This window comes from Pseudomonas sp. JAI111, assembly GCF_024809425.1.
In the GTDB taxonomy this organism is placed as follows: domain Bacteria; phylum Pseudomonadota; class Gammaproteobacteria; order Pseudomonadales; family Pseudomonadaceae; genus Aquipseudomonas.
Window position 1 is genome coordinate 101,365 of record NZ_JANUCB010000011.1, and the last position, 23,265, is coordinate 124,629.

Genomic DNA, 23,265 nt, shown 5'->3' on the forward strand with positions numbered 1-23,265 from the left:
CCTGTGAGGGGTTCTGGCGCTATGCTTTGCGCCTCCCTCACTGCCGCAAGGATTGGCCATGCAGTTTTCGTTTCGCACCTTGTCGACCTTCACTTCCCTTTTGTGTTTTCTGCTGGCCCTGGTCTGGGGTTTCGTACCGGACGTGTTACTTGCGATCTGGAGCATTGAGTATTCATCGGCGACCGGATTTGTGGCACGACGCAGTGCGGTGTTGTTTGCAGCGCTGGGGGTTATTTTCTATCTGGTGCGAAACGAGGCACCATCGGTCACTCGCGGCGCACTGAGCACCGGGTTTACCGTTGGATGTTTCGGTTTGGCAACGCTGGGCTTCGGCGAATGGCTCAATGGCCATGCCGGTCCAGCCATCTTGCTGGCAGTGTTGGTCGAGCTGGCGCTGGGACTGGGATTCGTCCAGACCCGGCGCGCATCGGCGGAACTCGAAACGGCGGGTTAAACCGCTCTCCTGTGTGGATGCAGAGTCTGGGCGTTGGACTGAGGCACCAGATCAGTGCGCAGACCTGCAATCAGTTCGTGGATTTCCCGGATACTGTTGAGCTGTCTGGCATTTATTCCAGTGACCGTCAGATCGGCGTGATCTGTTTCACGGTCGGAATACACCTTGACGGTCATTAATGACAGATCCGGTGAAACCGTGCATTGGCAGCGTCTGGGTAAAAAACTGCTTTCAATGATATTGCGAAGTTCCAAGGCAGAAAGAAACATGGCGACCCGCTCCTAAATGTGAGACTGCCGATAAAATTTCAACGTCGGTGGGTGCTGAGATCTCTCGCTTTACTTCCTTTGCGGGATTTCTATGTCTCAATGACGCACCGTTTTCTCGTTCAGGCTGACTCAATACTGTTCCGGCCAACTTAAGTCTGATTGAGCATAAAACATGCCGGGATTTTCGCTGTGCAGTTCATCGGCAAATCAAGGATTTAGTGACACAGCCAAGAAAGTGCCTCATGCAATATGCAAGGAGGGCCTGTTTCTGCCCTGCAATTTCCCCGAGCGGGTTTGCATTAGCGGTAGGCGGCAGTAAGAATGCGCCCAGTGATTTCAGTATCCGCTGACCCTACTCACACGCAAGGAGGCATCATGGGTTCTTTGACCTTGATCAATACCGTCGGGCTGATTGTTGCCGGCCTGTCGACTGTGGCTCATGCCGCAAAACTGGAGACCGTCGCGCCGTTCCCCAAGCCCGAGAGCGGTTATACCCGCCAGGTCATACACGTTGCCCCACAACCGCAGGAAGAAAACTTCCAGGTTGAGGTGCTGGCCGGCAAGACCCTGACCGTGGACTGCAACCGTCAGCGCCTGGGCGGTATCCTTGAAGAAAAAAACCTTGAAGGCTGGGGTTATCCCTTCTACCGCCTGGAGAAAGTCATTGGTCCGATGAGCACGCTGATGGCGTGTCCTGATGGCAAAAGCAAACAGGACTTCGTACCCGTGGTCGGCGACGGCTTCATGTTGCGTTACAACAGCAAGCTGCCAATCGTGCTTTACGTGCCCAAGGACGTTGAAGTTCGTTATCGGATCTGGTCGGCGTCGAGCAAGGTCGAAAAAGCCGTTCAGGAATAACAAAACCCTTCTTCATGCCGGGGCGCCACTCAACGCGGCGCGCTCGGCAACATGGCGCAAACTGTCAAAGTTGATGTTGGCGCCCGAGTCGATCGCCACCAATGTCTGGCCACGCACACCGGTTTGTGCGACATACTTTTTGATACCCGCTACCGCCAACGCGCCGGAAGGCTCAGTGATCGAGCGGGTATCGTCGTAGATATTCTTGATGGCGGCGCACAACTCATCATTGGAAACCGTCAGCACTTCATCGACACAAAACCTACAGACCTCAAATCCATAAGCGCCAATCTGCGCCACGGCCACGCCATCGGCGAAAGTGCCTACGTTGGGCAGGACCACGCGCTCATTCGCCTGCAATGCAGCGTACAAACACGCCGAATGTTCTGACTCGACGCCGATGATGCGGACGTCCGGGCGCAGGTATTTGACGTACGCCGCGATGCCGGCGATCAAGCCTCCACCGCCCACCGGGACGAAGATCGCATCCAGCGGCCCTTGATGCTGGCGAAGGATCTCCATGGCCACGGTGCCCTGCCCCGCGATCACGTCCGGGTCGTCAAAGGGCGAAACGAAGGTGCGACCGCTTTGTTCGGCCAGGCTCAGCGCGTATTCGAGGGCAAATGGAAAACTTTCGCCGTGCAGCACGGCATCGGCACCACGACTGCGCACCCCAAGCACTTTCAACTGGGGTGTCGTGCAGGGCATGACGATGGTGGCAGCGATTCCTAACTCTCGCGCGGCCAGGGCCACGCCTTGGGCATGATTACCTGCCGAAGCGGTGATCACCCCGCGAGCCTTCTGCTCATCGCTTAGCTGCACGAGCCTGTTGTAGGCACCGCGAATCTTGAAGGAAAAGGTTGGCTGTAAATCCTCGCGCTTGAGCAGCACCTGATTACTCAGGGTTTCGGACAACGCAGGCGCCGCTTGCAACGGCGTACGCACGGCCAGTTCATACACGGGCGCGGCAAGGATCTTTTTTACGTAGTGCTCAAGCAAGGTCTGCTGGGAGGGTGTCGTGCTCATGGTCGTCTCCTGACGTTGATCGCAACCCAGGAGACAGAAAGTAAAAACCCGCCTCGAGGGCGGGTTGGGTGCTGCAGTCGTGAGCTAGCCCGCCAAATAAGGAATGGCGGTAATAATGCTTGGCTGGCAGCGCAGTACGGTGAAAGTCATGACTGGAAATTAGCCGGACGCCGATGGCAAGTCAATGGATAGCGGACTGATAACTACTGAAGGATCGGGTTATTTCAGGCCTAATTTGTACAAGCCACCATCATCCTCATCAGTCAGCACATACAAGTAGCCATCCGGCCCCTGCCGCACATCGCGAATGCGTTTGCCCAGTTCGCCGAGCAAACGCTCTTCATGCACCACTTTGCCGCCTTCGAGTTGCAAGCGGATCAGATCCTGGCTGACCAGCGCGCCGATGAACACGTTGTGCTGCCAGGGCTTGAAGCGATCGGCGTCGTAGAACGCCATGCCGCTTAGGCCGGGGGACTTTTCCCAGACATGGTGCGGGGGCACGGTGCCTTCGGCGGTCTTGCCCTTGGCTTCCGGGATTGGTTCGCCGGAATAGTTGATGCCGTGAGTCGCCAGCGGCCAACCGTAATTCTTCCCGCGCTCGATGATGTTGATTTCATCGCCGCCCCGAGGGCCATGTTCATTTTCCCAGAGGGTCCCGGCCCACGGATTGAGCGCCGCACCCTGAGGGTTGCGATGTCCATAGGACCAGATTTCCGGGCGTACGCCGGCCTGGCCGACAAAGGGATTGTCGTCCGGCACCTTGCCATCCGGGTAGATCCGCACCACCTTGCCCTGCAACTTGTCGAGGTCCTGGGCCGTTGGCCGGTCATTGTTTTCGCCCAGGGTGATGAACAGGTAGCCATCCCGATCAAACACCAACCGTGAGCCGAAGTGATTACCGACGGAGAGCTTGGGTTCCTGGCGGAAGATCACCTTGAAGTCCTTCAGGGTTTTCAGGTCTTCGGACAATTGTCCTCGCCCGACGGCCGTGCCGGCCTTGTCACCCGCGCCGCCGCCCTCGGCGTAAGACAGATAAACCATACGGTCCTGCTTGAAGTCGGGCGACAGCACCACATCCAACAAACCACCCTGCCCCTTGGCCCACACCTTCGGCACGCCATCGATCGGTACTGAAAGCTTGCCTTCGTAATCGACGACCCGCAGGTTGCCGGGCCGTTCGGTCACCAGCATGCCCTTGCGATCGGGCAGGAACGCCAGGGACCATGGATGCTCCAGGCCTTTGGCAATCGGCGTGACTTCGAGGGTGCCCTGCTCGCTTTTCATGTCCTGGGCCGGCGCCGCAATAACCGGCGCCGTGGCGGTGATCAGTACACTGGCGCAGAACGTGGCCAGGAGGGTTTTACGCAACATGCACGAATCCTTTTGTCGTTTGAAGAGCGGGCAAGAACACGGTCCTGCCATTCAACGGTTACTGGTGTCGTCGTCTCGATGCGGCGGATTGGGAATGAATTTCGGTGGGCTGGCGGGCGGCGACCGATCCTGCGGGTAGCGATTGCCGATGCCGCCATTATCGAGCGTCGGCGGCCGTGGCACCGGCACCGTGTTCGGCCCGCGAATCGCCGGGGCACTCGGTTGCGTGCCTTGCATGCTATTGGGATTGGCCCGACGAATAGGGCTGTTGTAAGGGTTGCTCGACGTACCCGTCGGGCTCTGCGCCAGCAGCATTGATGAAGGTGGCGCGGCTTGGGCCAGACCGCCCAGCAGGCCACTGAATGCCAATACGGTGCAGCCGAACACGAGTCTGTTCATGGGGAGCCTCTCGACACCTGCGTGGATAGGGTCTTCGATAGCACGCTACGCCGGGGGTTCGGATTTGTTAACCAAAACCTCCTTCACAAGATGTAACTCCCGGTGACCGCCCAGCAAAACCGGGCCGCAGCCCGCTGAAACTTTTGCGCGTCGACGCAGGTCACCTGAACACATCACTCGCGAGTAGACGACCATGGCACGGGCAATCTGGAAAGGCGCAATCAGTTTCGGTCTGGTGCATATCCCTGTGGCGCTGGTCTCGGCGACGTCTTCCCAGGGCGTGGATTTTGACTGGCTGGACAGTCGCAGCATGGATCCGGTGGGTTACAAGCGCATCAACAAGGTCACTGGCAAGGAAGTCACCAAAGAGCACATCGTCAAAGGTGTGCAGTATGAGAAGGGTCGCTACGTGGTCCTCAGCGAAGAGGAAATCAAGTCCGCGCATCCCTTGTCGACGCAGACCATCGACATCTTTTCCTTTGTCGACAGCGACCAGATCCCCCTGCAAAACATCGACACACCCTATTACCTGGCGCCGGACAAACGCGGCGGCAAAGTCTATGCGCTGTTGCGTGAAACCTTGAGCAAGACCAATAAAGTCGCGCTGGCGCACGTTGTGCTGCACACCCGACAGCACTTGACCGCGCTGATGCCGCTGGAATCGGCGATGGTCTTGGTGATGTTGCGCTGGCCTGCCGAAGTGCGCAGTCTCGATACGCTGGAACTCGGCACTGAAGTGACCAAACCCGAATTGGCCAAGGGTGAGCTGGATATGGCCAAGCGTCTGGTCCAGGACATGAGCGGCGACTGGAGCCCCGAGGACTACCGCGACAGCTTTGAAGACAAGATCATGGCGCTGGTCGAGAAGAAGGCCAATGAAGGCAAGATCGAGGATGTCGAGACGGCGACCGGGGAAGAGGAACGTAAAACCGCTGATGTCATTGATTTGACTGAATTGCTCAAACGCAGCCTGGGCGGCAAGAGTGCCGGCAAGGCCAAGGCGGCGACTAAACCGACTGCGCAGAAAAAAGCCACGAAGACTTCTCGTGGCTGATTGATGATTTTGCGTGTGGCTTAAAGCCTATTCGCGGGCAAGCCCGCTCCCACAGGGTTCAGCGTCAGCTCAATAATTTGCGGCGAACGCTGAACCTTGTGGGAGCGGGCTTGCTCGCGAAAGCATGGCAAGCCGCGTGCTTCTCTCAGATCAGCACAATAACCGCCAGCAACCCACCAAAAAGCGCCCACTTCTCAAGGTAATACCGCTTGCGATTAGTCTTCTTCAGCGCCTTGCCCCGCAAGCGGATTTTGTAGATTTTGGTGAACAACCGATTGATCCCGCCGGTCTTGTCCCCTACATCGTTCGGCGCACCGGCGGCCGACATCACGTTACGGCTGAACCAGGCGTTGAAGGCCGCTGCCCAGCGGTATTTCATCGGTCGCTCAACGTCGCAGAACAGAATGATGCGGTTCTGCTGCGTGGTGTTTTCAGCGTAATGAATGAACGTCTCGTCGAACATCACCGCTTCGCCGTCGCGCCAGTGGTAGTTCTGACCGTCGACATTGATGTAGCAACCGGGGTCGTTTGGCGTGTTCAGGCCCAGATGGTAACGATACGAACCTGCATACGGGTCGCGGTGACGGACCAGTTTGGAGCCCGGCGGCAGTTCGGCGAACATCGCCGCCTTGATCGAGCCAATACCCTGCAGCAATTCAGTGGTACGCGGGCAGAGTTTCATCGCGGAAGGATGGCTGTCGCCGTACCACTTCAAGTAGAAACGCTTCCAGCCAGTCTTGAAAAACGAGTTGAAGCCGACATCGTCATATTGGTTGGAGCGCTTGATTTCACCTGTCTGGAGCAGGTTCTGCCCTTCTGCGCGGATTTCTTCCCAATGCTCCTGCAGCGGGCTCAGATCAGGAAAATCGGCCGGATTGAGGTAAGGCTTGTTGGGGATCTTCGAGAACAAGTAAAGGAAGCAATTGATCGGCGCCAGAAACGTCGAGTGATCGCTCAGTTGACGGCCCAGTTTATGGCGCACCCGACCGCGCAGGTGGACGTACGCAATGGAGACAACATATATAGCGGCAATGATCAGTTTCACGGAAATCGTCACACGTCAGAAGTAAACAAACTGCGTCCCCGGGTGGCCTCGCGCCCCTGGGGTTGTGTGCAGCGTCTGAATACACAACAGCGGTCTCAATGATGCGTTCTTGAGCCTGTGCCGACCGTCGGCAAAAGGTCGATAGATGGCATTTTAGCCATTGTTTGTAACAAATAGTTAGCTTGCAAATGTGAAAATCTGTCCGCTGATGCCACCAAAGTGCCCGCGGAGTCTCAACGCCCTATCGTTTAAAGAGCCAGACCAGTACAATCGCCGCCAAACATTACGCGCCCCCCTTGGTTGATGACGGGAATGAACCCCGTCTCAGCGCACTTCGACTCGGGCCAAGCGCTCCATTGCTGCTGTCCACTTATTGCCAGATGGACCTTCCGCTTCTGACCGGGATGCATTTCCTGTGGTTCGAAAACCGGAAACGGGTACTGAATCGGTACTGCCGCACCCTTAGCTATTCTGAATGCTTCGCAGGAAAAACCTTTGATCTCTACAGCTAACATCACGATGCAGTTCGGCGCCAAGCCGCTATTCGAAAACGTTTCGGTCAAATTCGGCGCGGGCAACCGCTACGGCCTGATCGGTGCCAACGGTTGCGGCAAGTCGACATTCATGAAAATCCTCGGCGGCGACCTTGAGCCATCCGGCGGGCAGGTCATGCTCGAGCCGAACGTGCGTCTGGGTAAATTGCGCCAGGACCAGTTCGCCTACGAAGAATTTACCGTCATCGACACCGTGATCATGGGTCACGAAGAGCTGTGGAAGGTCAAGGCCGAGCGCGACCGCATCTACTCGCTGCCGGAAATGACCGAAGAAGACGGCATGGCCGTGGCCGAGCTGGAAACCGAGTTCGCCGAAATGGACGGCTACACCGCCGAATCCCGTGCTGGCGAACTGCTGCTGGGCCTGGGTATCGGCATCGAGCAGCACTTTGGCCCGATGAGTGAAGTGTCCCCGGGCTGGAAACTGCGTGTGTTGCTGGCCCAGGCGCTGTTCTCCGATCCTGAAGTGCTGTTGCTCGACGAACCGACCAACCACCTGGACATCAACACCATCCGCTGGCTGGAAAACATCCTGACCCAGCGCTCCAGCCTGATGATCATCATCTCTCACGACCGTCACTTCCTGAACAGCGTGTGCACCCACATGGCTGACCTGGATTACGGCGAGTTGCGCCTGTTCCCGGGCAACTACGACGAGTACATGACCGTGGCGACCCAGTCCCGCGAGCAGCTGCTGTCGGACAACGCCAAGAAGAAAGCGCAGATCTCGGAACTGCAATCGTTCGTCAGCCGCTTCTCGGCCAACGCCTCGAAAGCCAAGCAAGCGACCTCCCGCGCCAAGGCGATCGACAAGATCCAGCTGGCCGAAGTCAAGCCTTCGAGCCGTGTGAGTCCGTTCATCCGTTTCGAACAAACCAAGAAGCTGCACCGTCAGGCGGTTATCGTCGAACGCATGGCCAAAGGCTTCGATGGCAAGACGCTGTTCAAGGACTTCAGCTTCCAGGTTGAAGCCGGCGAACGCGTGGCAATCATCGGCCCGAACGGTATCGGCAAGACCACCCTGCTGCGCACCCTGGTCAACGAACTGACCCCGGATGCCGGCACCGTGAAGTGGACCGACGCCGCGGAACTGGGCTACTACGCCCAGGACCACGCGCACGACTTCGAAGACGACTGCAACCTGTTCGACTGGATGGGCCAATGGACCCAGGGCGGCGAGCAAATCGTTCGTGGCACCCTCGGCCGCATGCTGTTCTCCAACGACGAGATCCTCAAGTCGGTCAAGGTCATTTCCGGTGGTGAGCAAGGTCGCATGCTGTTCGGCAAGCTGATCCTGCAAAAGCCGAACGTGTTGATCATGGACGAACCGACCAACCACTTGGACATGGAATCCATCGAGGCGCTGAACCTGGCGCTGGAGAACTACCCGGGCACGCTGATCTTCGTCAGCCACGACCGTGAGTTCGTATCGTCCCTGGCCACCCGCATCATCGAGCTCAGCCCTAGCGGCGTGATCGACTTCAGCGGCACCTATGACGACTACCTGCGTAGCCAGGGCGTTGTGTTCTAAACGTTCGCTATAAATGAAGAGCCCCGTCCTGGTGACGGGGCTTTTTTTTGCTCTGATCGTTCACATGCGCAGCAAAGGAATGCAGCCCCAGACGCTCCGCGGCCCTTCCAGAGCCGAACGCGGAGCGTCCGTTGAGGCATTCCCACGCAGAGCGTGGGAACGATCAGTCAAAATTCGGCGCTTGATATAGTTAGCCTGCTTTCCTTTATCTCAGCCCCACGCCATGATGCAGTTCTCCTACCGCCGCCCGCGAACGAGCCCTCATGTCATCGCAGCAAACGCCCCCGCAAAGCTCCATGGCGATCACCCTGCAGATCGTCTCCATCGTTTTCTACACCTTTATCGCCTTCCTCTGCATCGGCCTGCCGATTGCGGTGTTGCCGGGCTACGTCCATGAGCAGTTGGGTTTCAGCGCAATCATCGCGGGCCTGACCATTGGCTCGCAATACCTGGCCACCTTGCTCAGTCGCCCCATGGCCGGGCGCATGTCGGACACCATTGGCACCAAACGGGCGATTGTCTACGGATTGTCGGGGATCGTGTTGAGCGGCGTTCTGACGCTGATTTCAACGTTGCTGCAAAGCTACCCGCTGCCAAGTTTGCTGATCCTCATTGCCGGTCGCTTATTGCTGGGGATTGCACAAGGATTGATCGGCGTGGGCACGATCAGTTGGTGCATGGGCCAGGTCGGTGCCGAACACACGGCCCGTTCGATTTCGTGGAACGGCATCGCGTCCTACGGCGCCATCGCCATTGGCGCGCCTTTGGGCGTGGTGATGGTCGGTGAATATGGCTTCGCCAGCCTGGGGATTGTGCTGTCATTGTTGGCCCTGGCGGCGTTGCTGCTGATCCGCAACAAACCTTCCGTGCCGGTGATTCGCGGTGAGCGCCTGCCGTTCTGGGCGGTGTTCGGGCGGATCGCGCCGTTTGGTGCGAGCCTGAGCCTGGCTTCGATCGGTTACGGCACCCTGACCACCTTTATCACCCTTTATTACGTCAGCCGAGGCTGGGCCGGCGCTGCTTATTGCCTCACGGTGTTTGGCGTCTGCTTCATTCTGGCGCGGCTGCTGTTCATCTCCAGCATCAGCCGCTTCGGGGGTTTCACCTCGGCCATCGCCTGCATGACCACTGAAACCCTGGGCCTGGCGCTGCTGTGGCTCGCGCCTTCGACCGGTTATGCGTTGATCGGTGCCGGCCTGACCGGGTTTGGTTTGTCGCTGGTCTATCCGGCATTGGGTGTCGAGGCGATCAAGCAAGTGCCCAATTCCAGTCGTGGCGCGGGCTTGAGTGCCTATGCGGTGTTTTTCGATCTGGCGCTGGCGATTGCCGGGCCGCTGATGGGCGCGGTGGCGTTGAACCTGGGGTATTCGTGGATCTTCTTCAGCGCGGCGTTGCTGTCAGTGACAGGCCTCGGATTGACCCTGCTGCTCAAACGCCGCGCAATGGCCTGACCCCATCAGGGATAGCGGCAACTATTGATCGGCGGTTTGCATACCGGCGCGGCTTGGTTTGCCAAGAGCATGGGAGAAGAATCGATCGGCTTCGGACACCATGTTGCGGTGGATGTCTTTGCGGTCGACGCCGTCAGCATCGGTGCACAAGGCTGGCATGGCGATGATTTGTTCTTCATTGCACGGCGCCAGGAACACAAAGTGCCCTGCCCCGGCCAGCAATTTGAAGTCGGGCGCGGTCGGCAGTTTGCGCGCCAGCGCCGCCGCGTTTTTGTCGTAGGCCACCAGCTTGTCGCCATCGCCACTGTAAAGCAGCACGGGCACATGCACGTCGGCCAAGGTCTGGCGGCCGAATTTCAAACTCAGCGGCGCCATCAGCAACAATGCATGGACGCGTGGATCGGCCACTGGCCGCAAATCGTCGCGATCAACGATCAGTTCACCTTTAGTGTTACAGGCATCGCGGTCGTCCGGACGTTCCTGGCAATAGCGACGCAGACGGTCCAGGTCTGGTGTGGCGCCGGACAGGATCAACGCCGTCTCGCCACCCGCCGAATACCCGATTACGCCCACTTGGTCGGCATTGACGAAAGGCGCGAGCATCGGGTCGCCGAGGGTCGCGGTAATGGCTTCGGAAATCTGGATAGGCCGGCCGTACAGGTTGCTTAATGTACCGAGACGGCTGTGGTCTGTGGAGTTGTCGCCGGGATGGATCACCGCCACCACCACAAACCCTTTGCGCGCCAGCGAGGTCGCGAGGTCGTGCAGGGCCAGCGGGGTTCCGGTGTTGCCGTGGGACAGCATCAGCATCGGGAAACGCCCGATGGCAACTCGGGTGTCTTCGCCGGCTTCGACGGTGTACCCCTCGAGCAGGCTGGAGTGTTCCCTGTCGCTCGAGGGATAGAACGCGATGGCCCGCATCGGCTGCAAATCCAGAGGGTCGAGAAAAGTCATCTCATGGAAACCGACGCTCCAGTGAGGATGCGGCGCAGGCGCGGCGTGCACTGAATTCAGGCTGCTGAGCAGGCAAATCAGTAACGTTGCACAAAGACGCACCATAGGATGCCCTACCCTTTGTTACTTGACCGGAAAGCCCGTTCTTCTCGAAATACCGAGAAAGCGGCCTTGAACCCGCGATTGCAGCTACCAAGGTCGTTACAGAACGGGGACGTTAAACCCTCGACTGCATAACCTGGGCCACAACCTGAAACGGTCAGAAACAAAAAACTCCGTATCTGACACTTGCGTGATCAGAATACAGAGTTTTTTGGGGGTTGCCTGAGCTGTTTGTCGTCTTTACGCAAGCTTTACGCCGCGGCGAACAATTGCTCGCTGATTTGCGTATGAGCGTCGCTCATGGCTTTGGTACGCACTTCGTCACCGTAAGCCAGGCCGTGGGCACGAACAAACTCGATGTCGGTGATCCCGATGAAGCCGAACAACACCTTCAGGTATTCTTCGTGAGCAACGCCGGTCGCCTGACCAACATGCAGGCCGCCGGAAGTGGAGACGATCACCACTTTTTTGCCACCGCACAGGCCTTCAGGGCCGGCTTCGGTGTAACGGAACGTCTGACCGGCAACGGCAATGCGATCGATCCAGGCCTTGAGTTGGGTCGGGATGGTGAAGTTGTACATCGGCGCGGCGATGACGACGGCATCGGCAGCCAGGAATTCGGCCAGTGTCGTGGCGCTCAGCTCGGCTTCGTGCTGTTGGGCGGCGTTGCGCAGTTCAGCAGTGGTGCCTGCGGCGACCAGGGTCGTTGCGGAGAAATGGCTGATGGCATCGGCGGCCAGGTCGCGGTAAGTCACGACGGCAGTAGGTTCGGCGGCTTGCCAGGCTTTGACGACTTCGCTGCTCAACTGACGGGAAGCCGAGTTGTCACCAAGAATGCTCGAATCGATATGCAACAATTTCATGTGGGATCTCCAGGTGAGGATCGCCACGGGGCGATCTGATGGGGTTGATCCTACAGATGAAACCAATAGCTGATTAGCCTGCAATAATGCGATAGTTCGTCTCACTGATAGAACAATCGGACTCCAGCCATGCAAGACCTCAATGACCTCTACTATTTCGCCAAGGTAGTCGAAGCCGGCGGCTTTGCCGCTGCCGGGCGGCTGCTGGGGATTCCCAAGTCCCGGCTATCGCGGCGTATCGCCGAGCTGGAAGAACGCCTCGGCGCGCGCCTGCTGCAACGCACCACCCGACAACTGAAGCTGACCGCTGTGGGAGAGCGTTACCTGCGCCACTGCCAGGCCATGCTGCTGGAAGCCGAGATGGCTGATGAAGCGGTGGCCAGTATGTCCAGCGAGCCCCGTGGACGCTTGCGCGTGTCCTGCCCGGTTGGACTGGCCCACGAGATGCTGCCATCGGTAATCAGCAAGTTCCTGGAAAAATACCCTCAGGTTCAACTGGAAGTGATGCTGCTCAATCGCCGCGTCGACCTGGTGAACGAAGGCGTCGATGTCGCACTGCGGGTGCGCGAGCTGGGCGATGAGGATCCGTTACTGGTGACACGGCGTTTGCGCCAGGCGCAGATGGCGATGGTCGCCAGCCCGGCCTTCCTGCATGGGCGCGCGATCAACCACCCCGATGACCTGAAAACATTGCCGGTGCTCGGCGCGCTGGAAGCCGACCGCCTGGTACACATCCGCATGCTTGATCAACAGGGTAAAAGTGTTGAATTGAGTCTGGAAGCGCGACTGGGTATCGACGATTTCATCGTGCGCAAAGCCTGTACCCTTGCGGGACAGGGTTTCACGATGTTGCCAATGATGTATTGCGAGCAGGAGTTGGAAAACGGCTCTCTGGTGCAATTGTTGCCCGACTGGTCGCTGCCTGGCGGCTGGCTGCAAGCGGTCTACCCTCATCGGCGCGGGGTGATGCCGGCGGTACGCGCCTGGATCGACCATCTGATCGAATCATTCAATATGTGTGGGGACCGACTGCTATGAAGGCTGGACGTATGAGCGAAGAGGATGTCGCGCAATTCTGTCTCGCGCTGCCCGGCGCCCGGGAGGACTACAAATGGGGAGGCGTTCGGGTGTTTTCGATTGCCGGGAACAAGATGTTCGCCTTGCAGAACCTGCGCGGCGAATCCCTGGCGTTCAAGGTCGACAAGGATCTGTTCCTGGGGCACTGCGACCGTCCGGGGATTCATCCGGCGCCCTATCTGGCACGGGCGCAGTGGATCATCATGCAAACGCCCTACCCGCTGGCTGGCGAAGAGCTGCAAGGGTTGTTGCAACGTTCCCACCAACTGGTAGTAAGCAAACTGCCCAAGCGCACCCAGATCGGGTTGCTGCTGTAAGGCCAGCTCTTTCAGCCCAGGGCAAACAAGTTCGCACCGAGGAACAGTTGGTCGATCCAGAAGACCTGGTGCATGAGCACGATGAGCCAGAACACCAGCTGGAACGAGAGCTTGCGGGTCTTGTGCCGAAACACTTGCTGGGCCAGCAAGGCGCCCGGCCAGCCGCCCGCCAGTTCCACCGCGTGCAAGACGTTCTCCGGGGTGCGCCAACTGTCGGCACGCGCCTTGCGCTTGTCACTCCAGTACAGAAAGAACGCCAGCACGCTGACGATGCCGTAGGCCGCCAGGGGAATCAGCGAAACCCCACGCAACCATAACCGCAACGAGCCGGTCAGCGGCAGCGCGCACAGGATCAAAAACACCAACAGTTTCAACTGTGGATACTGGACCCGCTCTCCCCCGGACCGGCGTCCGGGGTTGTTGCGCGCGCTGGAGTCACTCATGGCCGCGCCGCGGCCCAGTCGACCCAACCGAACTGCCAGGTGGCCAGGATGAGCAGGCCGAACACGATGCGATACCAGGCAAACGCGGCATAGCTGTGGCTGGCGATGAACTTGAGCAAGGCTTTGACGGCAATCATCGCGAAGATGAACGCGGTCACGAAGCCGATGGCGAACACCGGCAAATCCGCCGGCACGAACAGGTGACGGTATTTAAAGCCCGAATACACCGCCGCAGCCACCATGGTCGGCATCGCCAGGAAGAACGAGAACTCGGTTGCGGTCTTGCGCGACAGGCCAAACAGCAAGCCACCAATGATGGTCGAGCCGGAACGCGAAGTGCCGGGAATCATCGCCAGGCACTGGGCGAAGCCGACTTTCAATGCGTCTTTCCAGGTGATCTCGTCCACGGTTTCAGCGTGCACTTCATGCTGACGCTGCTCGGCCCACAACATGATGATCCCGCCCACGACCAAGGCCGTTGCGACGGTAATCGGGTTGAACAGGTATTCATGAATCAGGTTGGAAAAGAGTACGCCCAACACCACGGCCGGCATAAAGGCGATCAGCAGGTTGGCAGTAAACCGGCGAGCGCTGGGTTGCGTCGGCAAACCGGTCACCACGTCGAGGATCTTGCGGCGAAATTCCCATACCACCGCCAGGATTGCCCCCAACTGAATAATGATGTTGAACGCAATCGCCCGTTCGCCACCGAAGTCGAGCAAATCCGCCACGATGATTTGGTGACCGGTACTGGAAATGGGCAAAAACTCTGTTAGCCCTTCTACAACCCCAAGAATCAATGCCTGAAAGGCGGTCCACAGATCCATCAATCCCCCAAAGGCAATGCGAAAAGGCATGCCCCATTAATTTTTTTAAGCGTTGACTGCGCCAAGCGTAGCTGAAGTCCGCGCGCAGAGGATCCAGACACTCCGGTAAAAATCCCGTGAAAAATCAACTTGGATTCAGGTTTCTTCGCGCGGGGCCGAAATCCTATCAGACAAGCCACGATAACGCTGCCGCGTCATGAGACTTGGGTCGCATATGCCTGACAGGCCAAAGCGTGGTTGGATGCTGGCCATCGTTTATTACAAGAACAAGAACCGGAGTGACAGCGTTATGAACAGCTTGCGCAATGTGTCGATCAGCCGACGTTTGTGGCTTATTTTGATCGTCTCGGTGGTGATGCTATTGACGCTGGGCGTGCTGATGCTCAAGCAGATCCACGACGACCTTTATCTGGGCAAGGCTCAGAAAACCCAGCACGTGGTGCAGACTGCCAGCGGCATTTTAAGCTACTTCCATGACCTGGAAACGGCCGGCACGCTGACCCGCGAGGCTGCACAGAAGCAAGCGCTGTCGGCCGTTCGCGGGCTGCGTTATGACCAGAATGACTATTTCTGGATCAACGATCTGACGCCCGTGATGATCATGCACCCGGCCAACCCAAAACTGGATGGCCAGAACCTTTCGGCGATCCGCGACCCGGACGGTTTTGCGCTGTTCAACGAAATGGTGGCCGTCGCCAAGGCCAAGGGCGCCGGCACGATCAACTACCGCTGGCCGAAGCCGGGTGCCAGCGCCCCGGTCGAGAAAACCTCCTACGTCAAACTGTTCGAACCTTGGGGTTGGGTGATCGGTTCGGGTGTCTACATCGATGACATGCAGGCCGAGTTTTATGGCCAGGTATGGAAGGCTTCTGTCGTCGGCCTGGTGATTGCGCTGATCATGGCGTTGCTGGTGATCATGATTGCGCGCAGCATCGTGCGCCCGCTTCAGGACACCGTGAACGCCATGGCCAATATCGCCAGCGGCGAGAGCGATCTGACCCGCAGCCTCGACACCCACGGCCGCGATGAAGTCACTCAATTGGCTCGCCACTTCAATGCGTTCACCGCCAAGCTGCGAGGGGTGATCAGTCAGTTGCAAGCCTCCGCCAGCGAGCTGGGCCAGTCATCCAGCGAACTGGGCAACGACGCGGCTCAGGCCCAGCAACGCAGTCAGCAACAATCCCAGCAAATGGAGCTGGTGGCGACCGCGATCAACGAAGTCACTTATGGCGTGCAGGATGTAGCCAAGAACGCCGAGCATGCGGCCAGCGAAATGCGCGATGCCGAATCTCAGGCGCAGCAGGGACAAATCAACATTGATGGCAGCTTGCAGCAGATCGACAAACTGTCCGGCACCATCGATCAAGCTGTCGAGGTGATTCGCACCCTGGCCGCTGAAAGCACACAGATTGGTAGTGTCCTGGAGGTCATCCGCTCCATCGCCGAGCAAACCAACCTGTTGGCGCTCAACGCGGCGATCGAAGCGGCGCGGGCCGGTGAGCAAGGTCGTGGCTTTGCAGTGGTGGCCGATGAGGTGCGCCTGCTGGCCCAGCGCACCCAAAAGTCCACGGCAGAGATCCAGTCGATGATCGAACGCCTGCAAAACCATTCCGAAGCAGCGGTCAAAGTGATCGGCGACAGCAGCCGCGCCTCGCAACTGACCATTGAACAGGCAGGCCTGGCCGGTGCCAGCCTGAATGCGATCGGGCAAGCCTTGCGCAACCTCAATGGACTGAATGCCTCGATTGCCAGTGCGACCTTGCAGCAAGCCCATGTGGTGGAAGACATCAATCAGAACGTCACCCAGGCTGCAGGGTTGTCCCACAGCACGGCGTTGGCGGCCGAGCAATCGAGTATGGCCAGCGTTCGGCTCAAGGACTTGAGCGAGCAGTTGAACGGATTGCTCAAGCAGTTTCGCGTGTAGCAATGCCCCTGTAGCAGCTGCCGCAGCTGCTACAGGCGGTTCTACTTGGCAGCGCCTGCCGGTACAATCCGCCCCCTCTTCGATTTCCCCAAGGAACCCCCATGTCCGGGCTTGAACTGTTTGCCGCCGCACTCGGCGTAATCGCCGTCTGGTTGACGGTCAAACAGAACCCCTGGTGCTGGCCGATCGGCCTGGTCATGGTGCTGCTTTACAGCTGGATCTTTTTTGAAGTGAAGCTGTATTCGGACATGCTCCTGCAAGTGATCTATGCCGCGCTGCAGCTCTACGGCTGGTGGCAGTGGACCCGCGCGGGTGAGGCGAATGCCGGTCGCCAGGTCAGTCGACTCGACGCAAAATCAATCGCATCGGGCCTTGCGGTCGGCGCCATCGGCAGTCTGTTGCTGGGCGCTGCCATGGCGCACTGGACTGACGCAGCGCAGCCTTGGCTTGACGCTGCACTGACCGCGTTCAGCCTCGTGGCGCAGCTATGGATGGCGCAAAAACGCGTGCAGTGCTGGCCACTGTGGATCACCGTCGATGTGATTTTCGTCGCACTGTTCATCTATAAAGGCATGTACTTGACCGCCTCGCTCTACGCCCTGTTCCTGCTCCTGGCTGTGCAAGGCTGGCGTGAATGGCGCGCCGACCCGGCGTTGCGCACATGAAAGTGCTGGTGCTTACAGGTCCGGAATCCAGCGGCAAAAGTTGGCTTTCGAGCGAGATTCACGCCAACTTTGGCGGCATATTGGTCAGTGAGTACGTTAGGCACTTTATCGACAGCGAAGCCCGGGAAACCCGCTACGATGACATCTCGGTGATCGCTCATGGCCAACTGACTTGGGAGGATGAAGCACGCGCCCGACAACCGTCACTGTTGATTCTCGATACGCACCTGTTGAGCAATATCCTCTGGAGTCACACGCTGTTTGGCAATTGCCCGCCATGGATCGAGCACGCGTTGCTGGCGCGGCATTACGACCTGCACTTGCTGCTCAGCCCTGAAAGCGTTGCCTGGCATGACGATGGGCAGCGTTGCCAGCCGCAATTGGCAGAACGCCAGGCGTTTTTCCAGGCCAGCCGCCAATGGCTTGACCTGCATCGCCAGCCTTTCCAGGTAGTGGAAGGTGACTGGAAACGGCGAAAGGAAGCGTCATTCGAAGCGGTGACGCATTTGCTCAACGGCTGACAAGGGCTTGCCCGCCTTGTCGCAACTGTCCATTTCTGAAACACCTCCGCTTGTGCAAACCCGCGATTTAAAGCGGCCCCTTCACGCCAGCAAAAAAATGTTAAGCCGCTGATACAACCTGCATTCGAAGCCCTTAGCGAGCAGTGCCGCCAGTATGGACGGGGGCTTTTGCGTGGCTCTGTTTCACCGGCTTTACACCGTTTTTTTGACTGTCTCGATAATTAAACCCAACCCGCTGTTTTTAAAAGAAAAGCAAAAACCGGCACACCTTCTGCTCTCTACCTCGCAACGCTGAAAAGGGCCAGCGTCCAATTACAGAAGGAATTGCCGCCGTGGGGAAATTTGATAACAGCATCTTTAGCCTCTTGCTGATCGGATGCGCACTGGGCTCAAGTGTCTGCCTGCCCGTACAGGCTGACAACGGCATCATCACCATCAAACGTGATGTCCAGCCCCGCAACGCAACCGTTCCGCCATTGATCCCCGACCCTAGCCCCACAACCGTCAACGCCAACCCGTCGAAACAAATCCTCAGCCAAACGAACGAGCTGAGCGACGGTGACTTTGCCAACGTTGCCAGTGGTGCCGGCATCTCCCGCCTGGTCACTCAAAACACCAACAATCTGGGCGGCAATATCAGCAACCAGACTCAGCTTTCGAACCTCCCCGCCGGACGTTCGGGAAACTCGGGCAGCGGCATCGCCAACATGGTCAATTCAAACGTCCAGCAAGGCCTGGGTGCTCTGAAAATCATAACGGGAGACCGTTGAGATGAATCGTTCGCTGCTGATTATCGCCATGTTTTTCAGTGCATCGACATTCGCCCAACCGCCCGTCATCAACAACGCCGACATCGACGGCTCGGGCGCTCAATACCAAGGCAACTTCACGGTCAACCAGGCTGCGGGCGACCAGCAGCAACAGGCCAATGCCCGGGCTTTCGCCATTGGTCATGATGCGAACGCGACCACACAGATTCGCCAACGGCTGCGCTCTGTGGTCGATCCCAGGATCGATGCTCAGTCCAGCATCCAGGGCAACTCCTTCAGCCACGGCAACGGCGCACTGGGCGTGAACCAGAGCGCGGGCGCCAGCAACCAGCAAGCCAACGCACTGCGCATCAGCATTGGTGCGCAGCCGCAAAGTATCGACGACAGCGTCCTCAGGCAACAGAACGTGGCGCTGATCAACAACTCCGATGCAACTGACTCTGCACCCGGCTATCGCCAGGTCGCTACCAGCGATCAGGCCTTCACCGGTAGCCGTGGGGTGATTCAGTTGAATCAGAGCGCGGGGGTGGGTAATCGAATGGCAAACACCCTCAGCGTACGGGTCGCGGATTGACCCAAACAGGTAGAAACAACACTTAACCTAAAATAAGTACGGAGAATCACCATGAAACCTTCGATGGCAATCAAGCCTCTGGTTTTCGCAATTGCTGCGGTCATGGCTGTTGCTGTACAAGCTGGGCAGACTGATGACCACCATCATGGCCACAATGGCCACAATAATGGTCATCACACCCCTCCTCCAACCAAAATCCCGGTCTACGCGACGGCGAATGCGTGGGATAACCAAAGCAGTACCAACAATCGCATCCGTAACGAAGGGACTGTCAACGACGCCAGCATGAGCAGTTCTGCCACAGGCACCAGCGGCAACGTCGGCGTCAACGTGGCTGCCGGCGACGGCAACCAACAAGACAACGCCGCCGCCATTGCTAACGCCGCAGCCGCTGCTACCGACAACAGCTTCGTGTTCGGCACCGCCTCCGCTACCGCAAGCGTCAAGCAATACAGCAACGGCAACAAGGTCTACAACTACGGCAGCACTGCCTCTGCCAACATGAGTGGATCGGGCAACAGCGGCAGCGGCAACATGGGTATCAACATTGCTGGCGGCGACCTGAACCAACAGAAAAACACCATGGCAATTGCCAATACCAATGCTCCACTGGGTAACGCAACTGCTACCGCCTCCGCCGACCAACAAGGCCCTGGCCTCGTTGTGGAAAACAACGCTGATCGGACCTTCCGTGTAGATACGCTGACCGTTACCCAAACAGCCAGCGGCAGTTTCTCCAAGGACAAGTCGTTTGAGGCAAAAGGAAGCAACAGCTCTTCTTCGAGCTTTGACGTGAGTGGTTCGAAGAGCTTCGATGCCAGTGGCTCTAGCTCCTCTCATGCAAGCGGTTCCTCGAGCGCTTCTTTGAACGCTTCCTTGAGCGCTACTCTGGACGCTGCGGTCGAAGCGTCGAAAAATGCTTCGTGGGATTATGGCCATCACCATTCGGGCAGCAGCAGCTCGTCTTCTGACGCTTCGCTGACTGCATCGCTCGATGCCTCGCTCAACGTATCGGTCGATAAGTCGTACGACAAATCTCACGAAAAATCGTTTGAGAAATCGTTCAACTCTTCCTTCGAAAAATCGGGCAGCAAATCGAAAGAGTCCCAGTACGATAAATCGAAAAGCTTCAGTGAAAGCAGCTCGTATGATTTGAGCAACACCTACTCTTATCAAGTGCTGACTCCAACTGGCTGGGCCAACCCTGTGACCAACACTGCAACCCTGAGCGGTTCGGTGAATGGCGGCAGCGGCAACCTGGGCGTCAACGTAGCTGCCGGTGTGGGCAACCAACAAAGCAACTCGCTGGCCATTTCCAACAACTCGTTCTAACTGCTGACGGTGGAGGCCCCCTCACGGGGGCCTTTTTCAGCCCCAACCTGAAGGCGCCCCACCATGCGCATTATCACCTTGGCATTTTTGCTTTGCGTGGCCAGTGTGAGCGAGGCTGCACAAATGCCGCTTTCCGTCCTGCCGGGCGGCGCGGTGGTGTACAAACCGGTCCAGAGCATACGCGAGCGTAAGTTTGCCGACCTGGTGCAACAGAAAACCGACTTCAGTTGCGGCGCCGCTGCGCTCGCGACCATTTTGCGCCAGGCCTATTGGCTGGACGTGAATGAAGAACAGATTATCGAAGGCATGTTGGCACACTCCGATCAAAATCTTGTCCGCGTTCAGGGCTTTTCCATGCTCGACATGAAGCATTACGTGGAAAGTATCGGCATGCGTGCCCGCGGCTACCGGGTAGCCAATGAAACGTTGAGCGAAATCAAAATTCCCGTTGTGGTCCTCATGGATATCCGCGGCTACAAACATTTTGTGGTCTTGCAAAGAGTTCATGACGGCTGGGTCTATATCGGAGATCCGGTACTGGGTCATAAACGTTACAAAATCGACGACTTTGTCAAAGGCTGGAACGGCATCGTCTTTGCCGTTATCGGTCAGGGCTATGACAAAGCCAATGCGTTGCTCGACCCACCCCTGCCACTGACCGCCAAGAACCGGGTCAACGCTTTCAGCCCGGTGCCAGACGCAGAATTGATGGACTTCGGATTCATCCAAAGCGACTTCTTCTAATGATAAGGAGCATGAAGCTCCGGGAGCATCCAATGAAGACTCCAATCTGGCTGGCCGTTGCCTGTCTGGCCGCCAGCCTGCCAACCCAGGCACAACCATTCAAACCCATCGAACTGAAGGATCAGGAACTGGCGACTCTGCGCGGCCGCTTTGTCATGCCGGGAAGAATTGTCAGTTTCGGCATCGTCATGACAAGCAGTTGGCAAAATGCCAACGGTGAAGTAATCGGCGCTACTTCATCGATGCAAATCCAACAATCAACCATCAAGCCACAGTTTTATGTATCGATGATCGATGAAAAAGGCAGTGGTTCAACCCACTCACAAAGCTCCGGCACCGGTAGCGTCACGGGCGGCAGCGGTCTCAACAGCACCGAAGGCGTCACTCAAGTCGTACGCGCTGCCGGCGACAACAATTCGGCCTACAACAACGTTGATATCAACGTCTCAAAGGCTAACCAGGCGCCAGTAACGCAACAACAGGGCCAGGCATTGGCCGCAGGCTCGACGTTGTCCGGCACCAACGGCGCGGGTTCGCTGAGCGTTTCCTCAACCGGCTCGGGTGTGCAACTCAACATCGTGGCCAATAACAATCAGGGCAGTACCATTCAACGCCTGGCCCAGGGTGGGCTGATGCAGAACACAACATTGCTGGGTAGCAGCAACCAGGTCCGCAATCTAACCTCATTCAATGTCGTGTTGCGTGACAACGTGCCGTCAGCCGGATCGGTGAGCGGCAATCTCGATCAACTCAAAGGTCTTCGCGCGCTCGGATTCTGATCTACGCTCAGTCTCATCGGAAGTCATTTGAAGGGACGGCTAACCCATGCATCGATCGCTAACGCTCAGAGCTATAGTCTGTTTAAGTAGCCTGACCCCGGCAACACTGCTCTATGCAGCACCGGATCCTCAGGTCGAATTATTAAAACAAGAACTCATGGAGTTGAAACAGCGTTACGAAGCACAACAGAACGCGCTGATGGTCCTTGAGCAGCGCGTTCGACAAGTCGAAGCAACACCAGTGACACCACCGCCCAAACGTCTGACCAAATCCCCTGCCGAACCGGCCAAGGGTGGTCAGACGGTGGCCACCGGTGCGCCTGGAACCACGGGCAGTTCATATGGCCAGGCGCTCAAGGACGACTCCGAGCCTGCACAAAGCGTGTCCAACCTGTATGACGAAGCCAGCGGCTTCTTCGGTGGCGGCAAGTTCAGCTTCGAAACCGGCGTGACCTATACGCACTACGATACCCGTGCGTTGACGCTCAATGGTTTCCTGGCACTGGACTCGATTTTCCTCGGCAACATCAACCTTGACCGTATCAAGGCGGATAACTGGACCCTTGATCTGACGGCTCGCTATAACGTGGCACAACGTTGGCAGTTCGACATTAACGTTCCCGTGGTGTATCGCGAATCGACGTATTCCTCCGGTGGCGCTGGTGGCGCAGGCCCGGTGACGTCTGACGCAACCGTGACCCGCGACCCCACTATCGGCGACGTCAACGTCGGCGTGGCTTACAAGTTTCTCGATGAGTCGGTCAACCTGCCCGACGCGGTCGTGACACTGCGCGTCAAGGCGCCAACCGGTAATGACCCTTACGGCATCAAGCTGGTCAATGACCCTAATAACGATAACCTTTCGGTGCCCCAGAGCTTGCCTACCGGCAATGGTGTCTGGTCGGTTACTCCGGGAATCTCGCTGGTCAAGACCTTCGATCCGGCGGTGCTGTTCGGCAGCCTGGCCTATACCTACAACATTCAGGACTCTTTCAGCGACATCAGCCCTCAGGTCAACTCCAAGGTGCCTGGGGACGTGAAACTGGGCGATTCCTGGCAGGTCGGCGCCGGTATTGCGTTCGCCTTGAACGAGAAGATGAGTATGTCTTTTTCGTTCACCGACCAATTCGCTCGCAAGAGCAAAATCAAACCGAACGGTGGCGAGTGGCAATCGATCACCAACAGCGACTACAACTCGGCTAACTTCAACATCGGCATGACACTGGCCGCCACCGACAAGCTGACGATTGTTCCCAACCTGGCCATTGGCCTGACGGAAGACTCGCCAGACTTTTCCTTCAGCCTGAAATTCCCGTACTACTTCTGATACGGCACCCACAAAAAACCCGCTTTTCAGCGGG

Annotated in this window: 24 protein-coding genes and 1 pseudogene; 16 read left to right on the top strand and 9 right to left on the bottom strand. The window is 57.8% G+C overall.

Going from position 1 to position 23,265, the window contains the following annotated elements:
• Positions 1-58 precede the first annotated feature (58 nt).
• Positions 59-454: a hypothetical protein gene (locus HNR03_RS27025; RefSeq protein WP_259157106.1), complete on the top strand. Its 396-nt coding sequence runs from the start codon at positions 59-61 to the stop codon at positions 452-454.
• On the opposite strand, the gene HNR03_RS27030 is transcribed toward HNR03_RS27025, so the two are convergent.
• Positions 451-723, bottom strand: a complete 273-nt coding sequence (locus HNR03_RS27030; protein WP_259157107.1) for a DUF1652 domain-containing protein — start codon at positions 721-723, stop codon at positions 451-453. The genes HNR03_RS27025 and HNR03_RS27030 overlap by 4 nt on opposite strands.
• A 375-nt stretch (positions 724-1,098) precedes the next feature.
• On the opposite strand from HNR03_RS27030, the gene eco reads away from it, so the two are divergent.
• Positions 1,099-1,581, top strand: coding sequence for a serine protease inhibitor ecotin (eco, locus tag HNR03_RS27035; protein ID WP_090184367.1), 483 nt, complete (start codon positions 1,099-1,101; stop codon positions 1,579-1,581).
• A gap of 30 nt (positions 1,582-1,611) precedes the next feature.
• Here eco and ilvA read toward each other — a convergent pair.
• The 3 genes and pseudogenes from ilvA to HNR03_RS27050 form a co-directional block, all read right to left on the bottom strand.
• Positions 1,612-2,607 (bottom strand): annotated as a pseudogene (gene ilvA, locus HNR03_RS27040) (threonine ammonia-lyase, biosynthetic); the annotation flags it as partial.
• A gap of 219 nt (positions 2,608-2,826) precedes the next feature.
• Positions 2,827-3,978 (bottom strand): PQQ-dependent sugar dehydrogenase, encoded by a 1,152-nt coding sequence (locus HNR03_RS27045; RefSeq protein WP_259157109.1) that lies wholly within the window; start codon positions 3,976-3,978, stop codon positions 2,827-2,829.
• Positions 3,979-4,029: 51 nt separating this feature from the next.
• Complete coding sequence (locus HNR03_RS27050) at positions 4,030-4,377, bottom strand: hypothetical protein (RefSeq protein WP_259157110.1); 348 nt, start codon at positions 4,375-4,377, stop codon at positions 4,030-4,032.
• 193 nt (positions 4,378-4,570) lie between these two features.
• Here HNR03_RS27050 and HNR03_RS27055 point away from each other — a divergent pair, with 193 nt between their 5' ends.
• Complete coding sequence (locus HNR03_RS27055) at positions 4,571-5,431, top strand: Ku protein (protein ID WP_259157111.1); 861 nt, start codon at positions 4,571-4,573, stop codon at positions 5,429-5,431.
• Positions 5,432-5,576: 145 nt separating this feature from the next.
• On the opposite strand, the gene lpxO is transcribed toward HNR03_RS27055, so the two are convergent.
• Positions 5,577-6,476 carry a lipid A hydroxylase LpxO gene (gene lpxO, locus HNR03_RS27060; RefSeq protein ID WP_259157112.1) on the bottom strand — a complete coding sequence of 300 codons (900 nt, stop codon included), beginning with the start codon at positions 6,474-6,476 and terminating at the stop codon, positions 5,577-5,579.
• 495 nt (positions 6,477-6,971) lie between these two features.
• Between lpxO and HNR03_RS27065 the strand changes: the two genes are divergently transcribed.
• Positions 6,972-8,561: an ABC-F family ATPase gene (locus HNR03_RS27065; protein WP_080943075.1), complete on the top strand. Its 1,590-nt coding sequence runs from the start codon at positions 6,972-6,974 to the stop codon at positions 8,559-8,561.
• Positions 8,562-8,824: 263 nt separating this feature from the next.
• On the top strand, positions 8,825-10,012 hold the full coding sequence (locus HNR03_RS27070; protein WP_259157113.1) for an MFS transporter: 1,188 nt from the start codon (positions 8,825-8,827) through the stop codon (positions 10,010-10,012).
• A gap of 21 nt (positions 10,013-10,033) precedes the next feature.
• On the opposite strand, the gene HNR03_RS27075 is transcribed toward HNR03_RS27070, so the two are convergent.
• Both HNR03_RS27075 and HNR03_RS27080 read right to left on the bottom strand, forming a co-directional pair.
• Positions 10,034-11,071 carry a dienelactone hydrolase gene (locus HNR03_RS27075; protein WP_259157114.1) on the bottom strand — a complete coding sequence of 346 codons (1,038 nt, stop codon included), beginning with the start codon at positions 11,069-11,071 and terminating at the stop codon, positions 10,034-10,036.
• 248 nt (positions 11,072-11,319) lie between these two features.
• Entirely contained in the window at positions 11,320-11,931 is a 612-nt protein-coding gene (locus HNR03_RS27080) for an FMN-dependent NADH-azoreductase (protein ID WP_222586976.1), read from the bottom strand.
• A 129-nt stretch (positions 11,932-12,060) separates the two neighbouring features.
• Between HNR03_RS27080 and HNR03_RS27085 the strand changes: the two genes are divergently transcribed.
• Positions 12,061-12,969, top strand: a complete 909-nt coding sequence (locus HNR03_RS27085) for a LysR substrate-binding domain-containing protein (RefSeq protein ID WP_222586977.1) — start codon at positions 12,061-12,063, stop codon at positions 12,967-12,969.
• Positions 12,966-13,325 carry an MmcQ/YjbR family DNA-binding protein gene (locus tag HNR03_RS27090; protein ID WP_222586978.1) on the top strand — a complete coding sequence of 120 codons (360 nt, stop codon included), beginning with the start codon at positions 12,966-12,968 and terminating at the stop codon, positions 13,323-13,325. The genes HNR03_RS27085 and HNR03_RS27090 overlap by 4 nt, the downstream gene beginning before the upstream one ends.
• An 11-nt stretch (positions 13,326-13,336) precedes the next feature.
• Here HNR03_RS27090 and HNR03_RS27095 read toward each other — a convergent pair whose 3' ends face one another.
• Both HNR03_RS27095 and HNR03_RS27100 read right to left on the bottom strand, forming a co-directional pair.
• Entirely contained in the window at positions 13,337-13,768 is a 432-nt protein-coding gene (locus tag HNR03_RS27095; protein WP_259157117.1) for a DUF1294 domain-containing protein, read from the bottom strand.
• Positions 13,765-14,595, bottom strand: coding sequence for an undecaprenyl-diphosphate phosphatase (locus tag HNR03_RS27100; RefSeq protein ID WP_222586980.1), 831 nt, complete (start codon positions 14,593-14,595; stop codon positions 13,765-13,767). The genes HNR03_RS27095 and HNR03_RS27100 overlap by 4 nt, the downstream gene beginning before the upstream one ends.
• Before the next feature lie 289 nt (positions 14,596-14,884).
• Between HNR03_RS27100 and HNR03_RS27105 the strand changes: the two genes are divergently transcribed.
• The 9 genes from HNR03_RS27105 to HNR03_RS27145 all read left to right on the top strand — a co-directional run bounded on the left by HNR03_RS27105 (position 14,885) and on the right by HNR03_RS27145 (position 23,231).
• Positions 14,885-16,519, top strand: coding sequence for a methyl-accepting chemotaxis protein (locus HNR03_RS27105; protein ID WP_259157242.1), 1,635 nt, complete (start codon positions 14,885-14,887; stop codon positions 16,517-16,519).
• A 101-nt stretch (positions 16,520-16,620) separates the two neighbouring features.
• A complete protein-coding gene (gene pnuC / locus HNR03_RS27110; protein WP_222586982.1) occupies positions 16,621-17,184 on the top strand; it encodes a nicotinamide riboside transporter PnuC in 564 nt (187 codons plus the stop codon).
• Complete coding sequence (locus HNR03_RS27115; RefSeq protein ID WP_259157243.1) at positions 17,181-17,705, top strand: AAA family ATPase; 525 nt, start codon at positions 17,181-17,183, stop codon at positions 17,703-17,705. The genes pnuC and HNR03_RS27115 overlap by 4 nt, the downstream gene beginning before the upstream one ends.
• Before the next feature lie 332 nt (positions 17,706-18,037).
• Entirely contained in the window at positions 18,038-18,475 is a 438-nt protein-coding gene (locus HNR03_RS27120; RefSeq protein ID WP_259157119.1) for a hypothetical protein, read from the top strand.
• Between the two features lies 1 nt (position 18,476).
• On the top strand, positions 18,477-19,049 hold the full coding sequence (locus HNR03_RS27125; RefSeq protein ID WP_259157120.1) for an adhesin: 573 nt from the start codon (positions 18,477-18,479) through the stop codon (positions 19,047-19,049).
• Positions 19,050-19,100: 51 nt separating this feature from the next.
• On the top strand, positions 19,101-20,381 hold the full coding sequence (locus tag HNR03_RS27130; protein ID WP_259157122.1) for a heme utilization protein: 1,281 nt from the start codon (positions 19,101-19,103) through the stop codon (positions 20,379-20,381).
• Positions 20,382-20,444: 63 nt separating this feature from the next.
• Entirely contained in the window at positions 20,445-21,125 is a 681-nt protein-coding gene (locus tag HNR03_RS27135) for a C39 family peptidase (RefSeq protein WP_259157125.1), read from the top strand.
• Between the two features lie 32 nt (positions 21,126-21,157).
• The gene (locus HNR03_RS27140; protein WP_222586987.1) at positions 21,158-21,904 is read left to right on the top strand and encodes a hypothetical protein; all 747 of its coding nucleotides are present in this window, start codon (positions 21,158-21,160) and stop codon (positions 21,902-21,904) included.
• A 46-nt stretch (positions 21,905-21,950) separates the two neighbouring features.
• Entirely contained in the window at positions 21,951-23,231 is a 1,281-nt protein-coding gene (locus HNR03_RS27145) for a hypothetical protein (RefSeq protein ID WP_259157126.1), read from the top strand.
• The last annotated feature ends 34 nt before the right edge of the window (positions 23,232-23,265 follow it).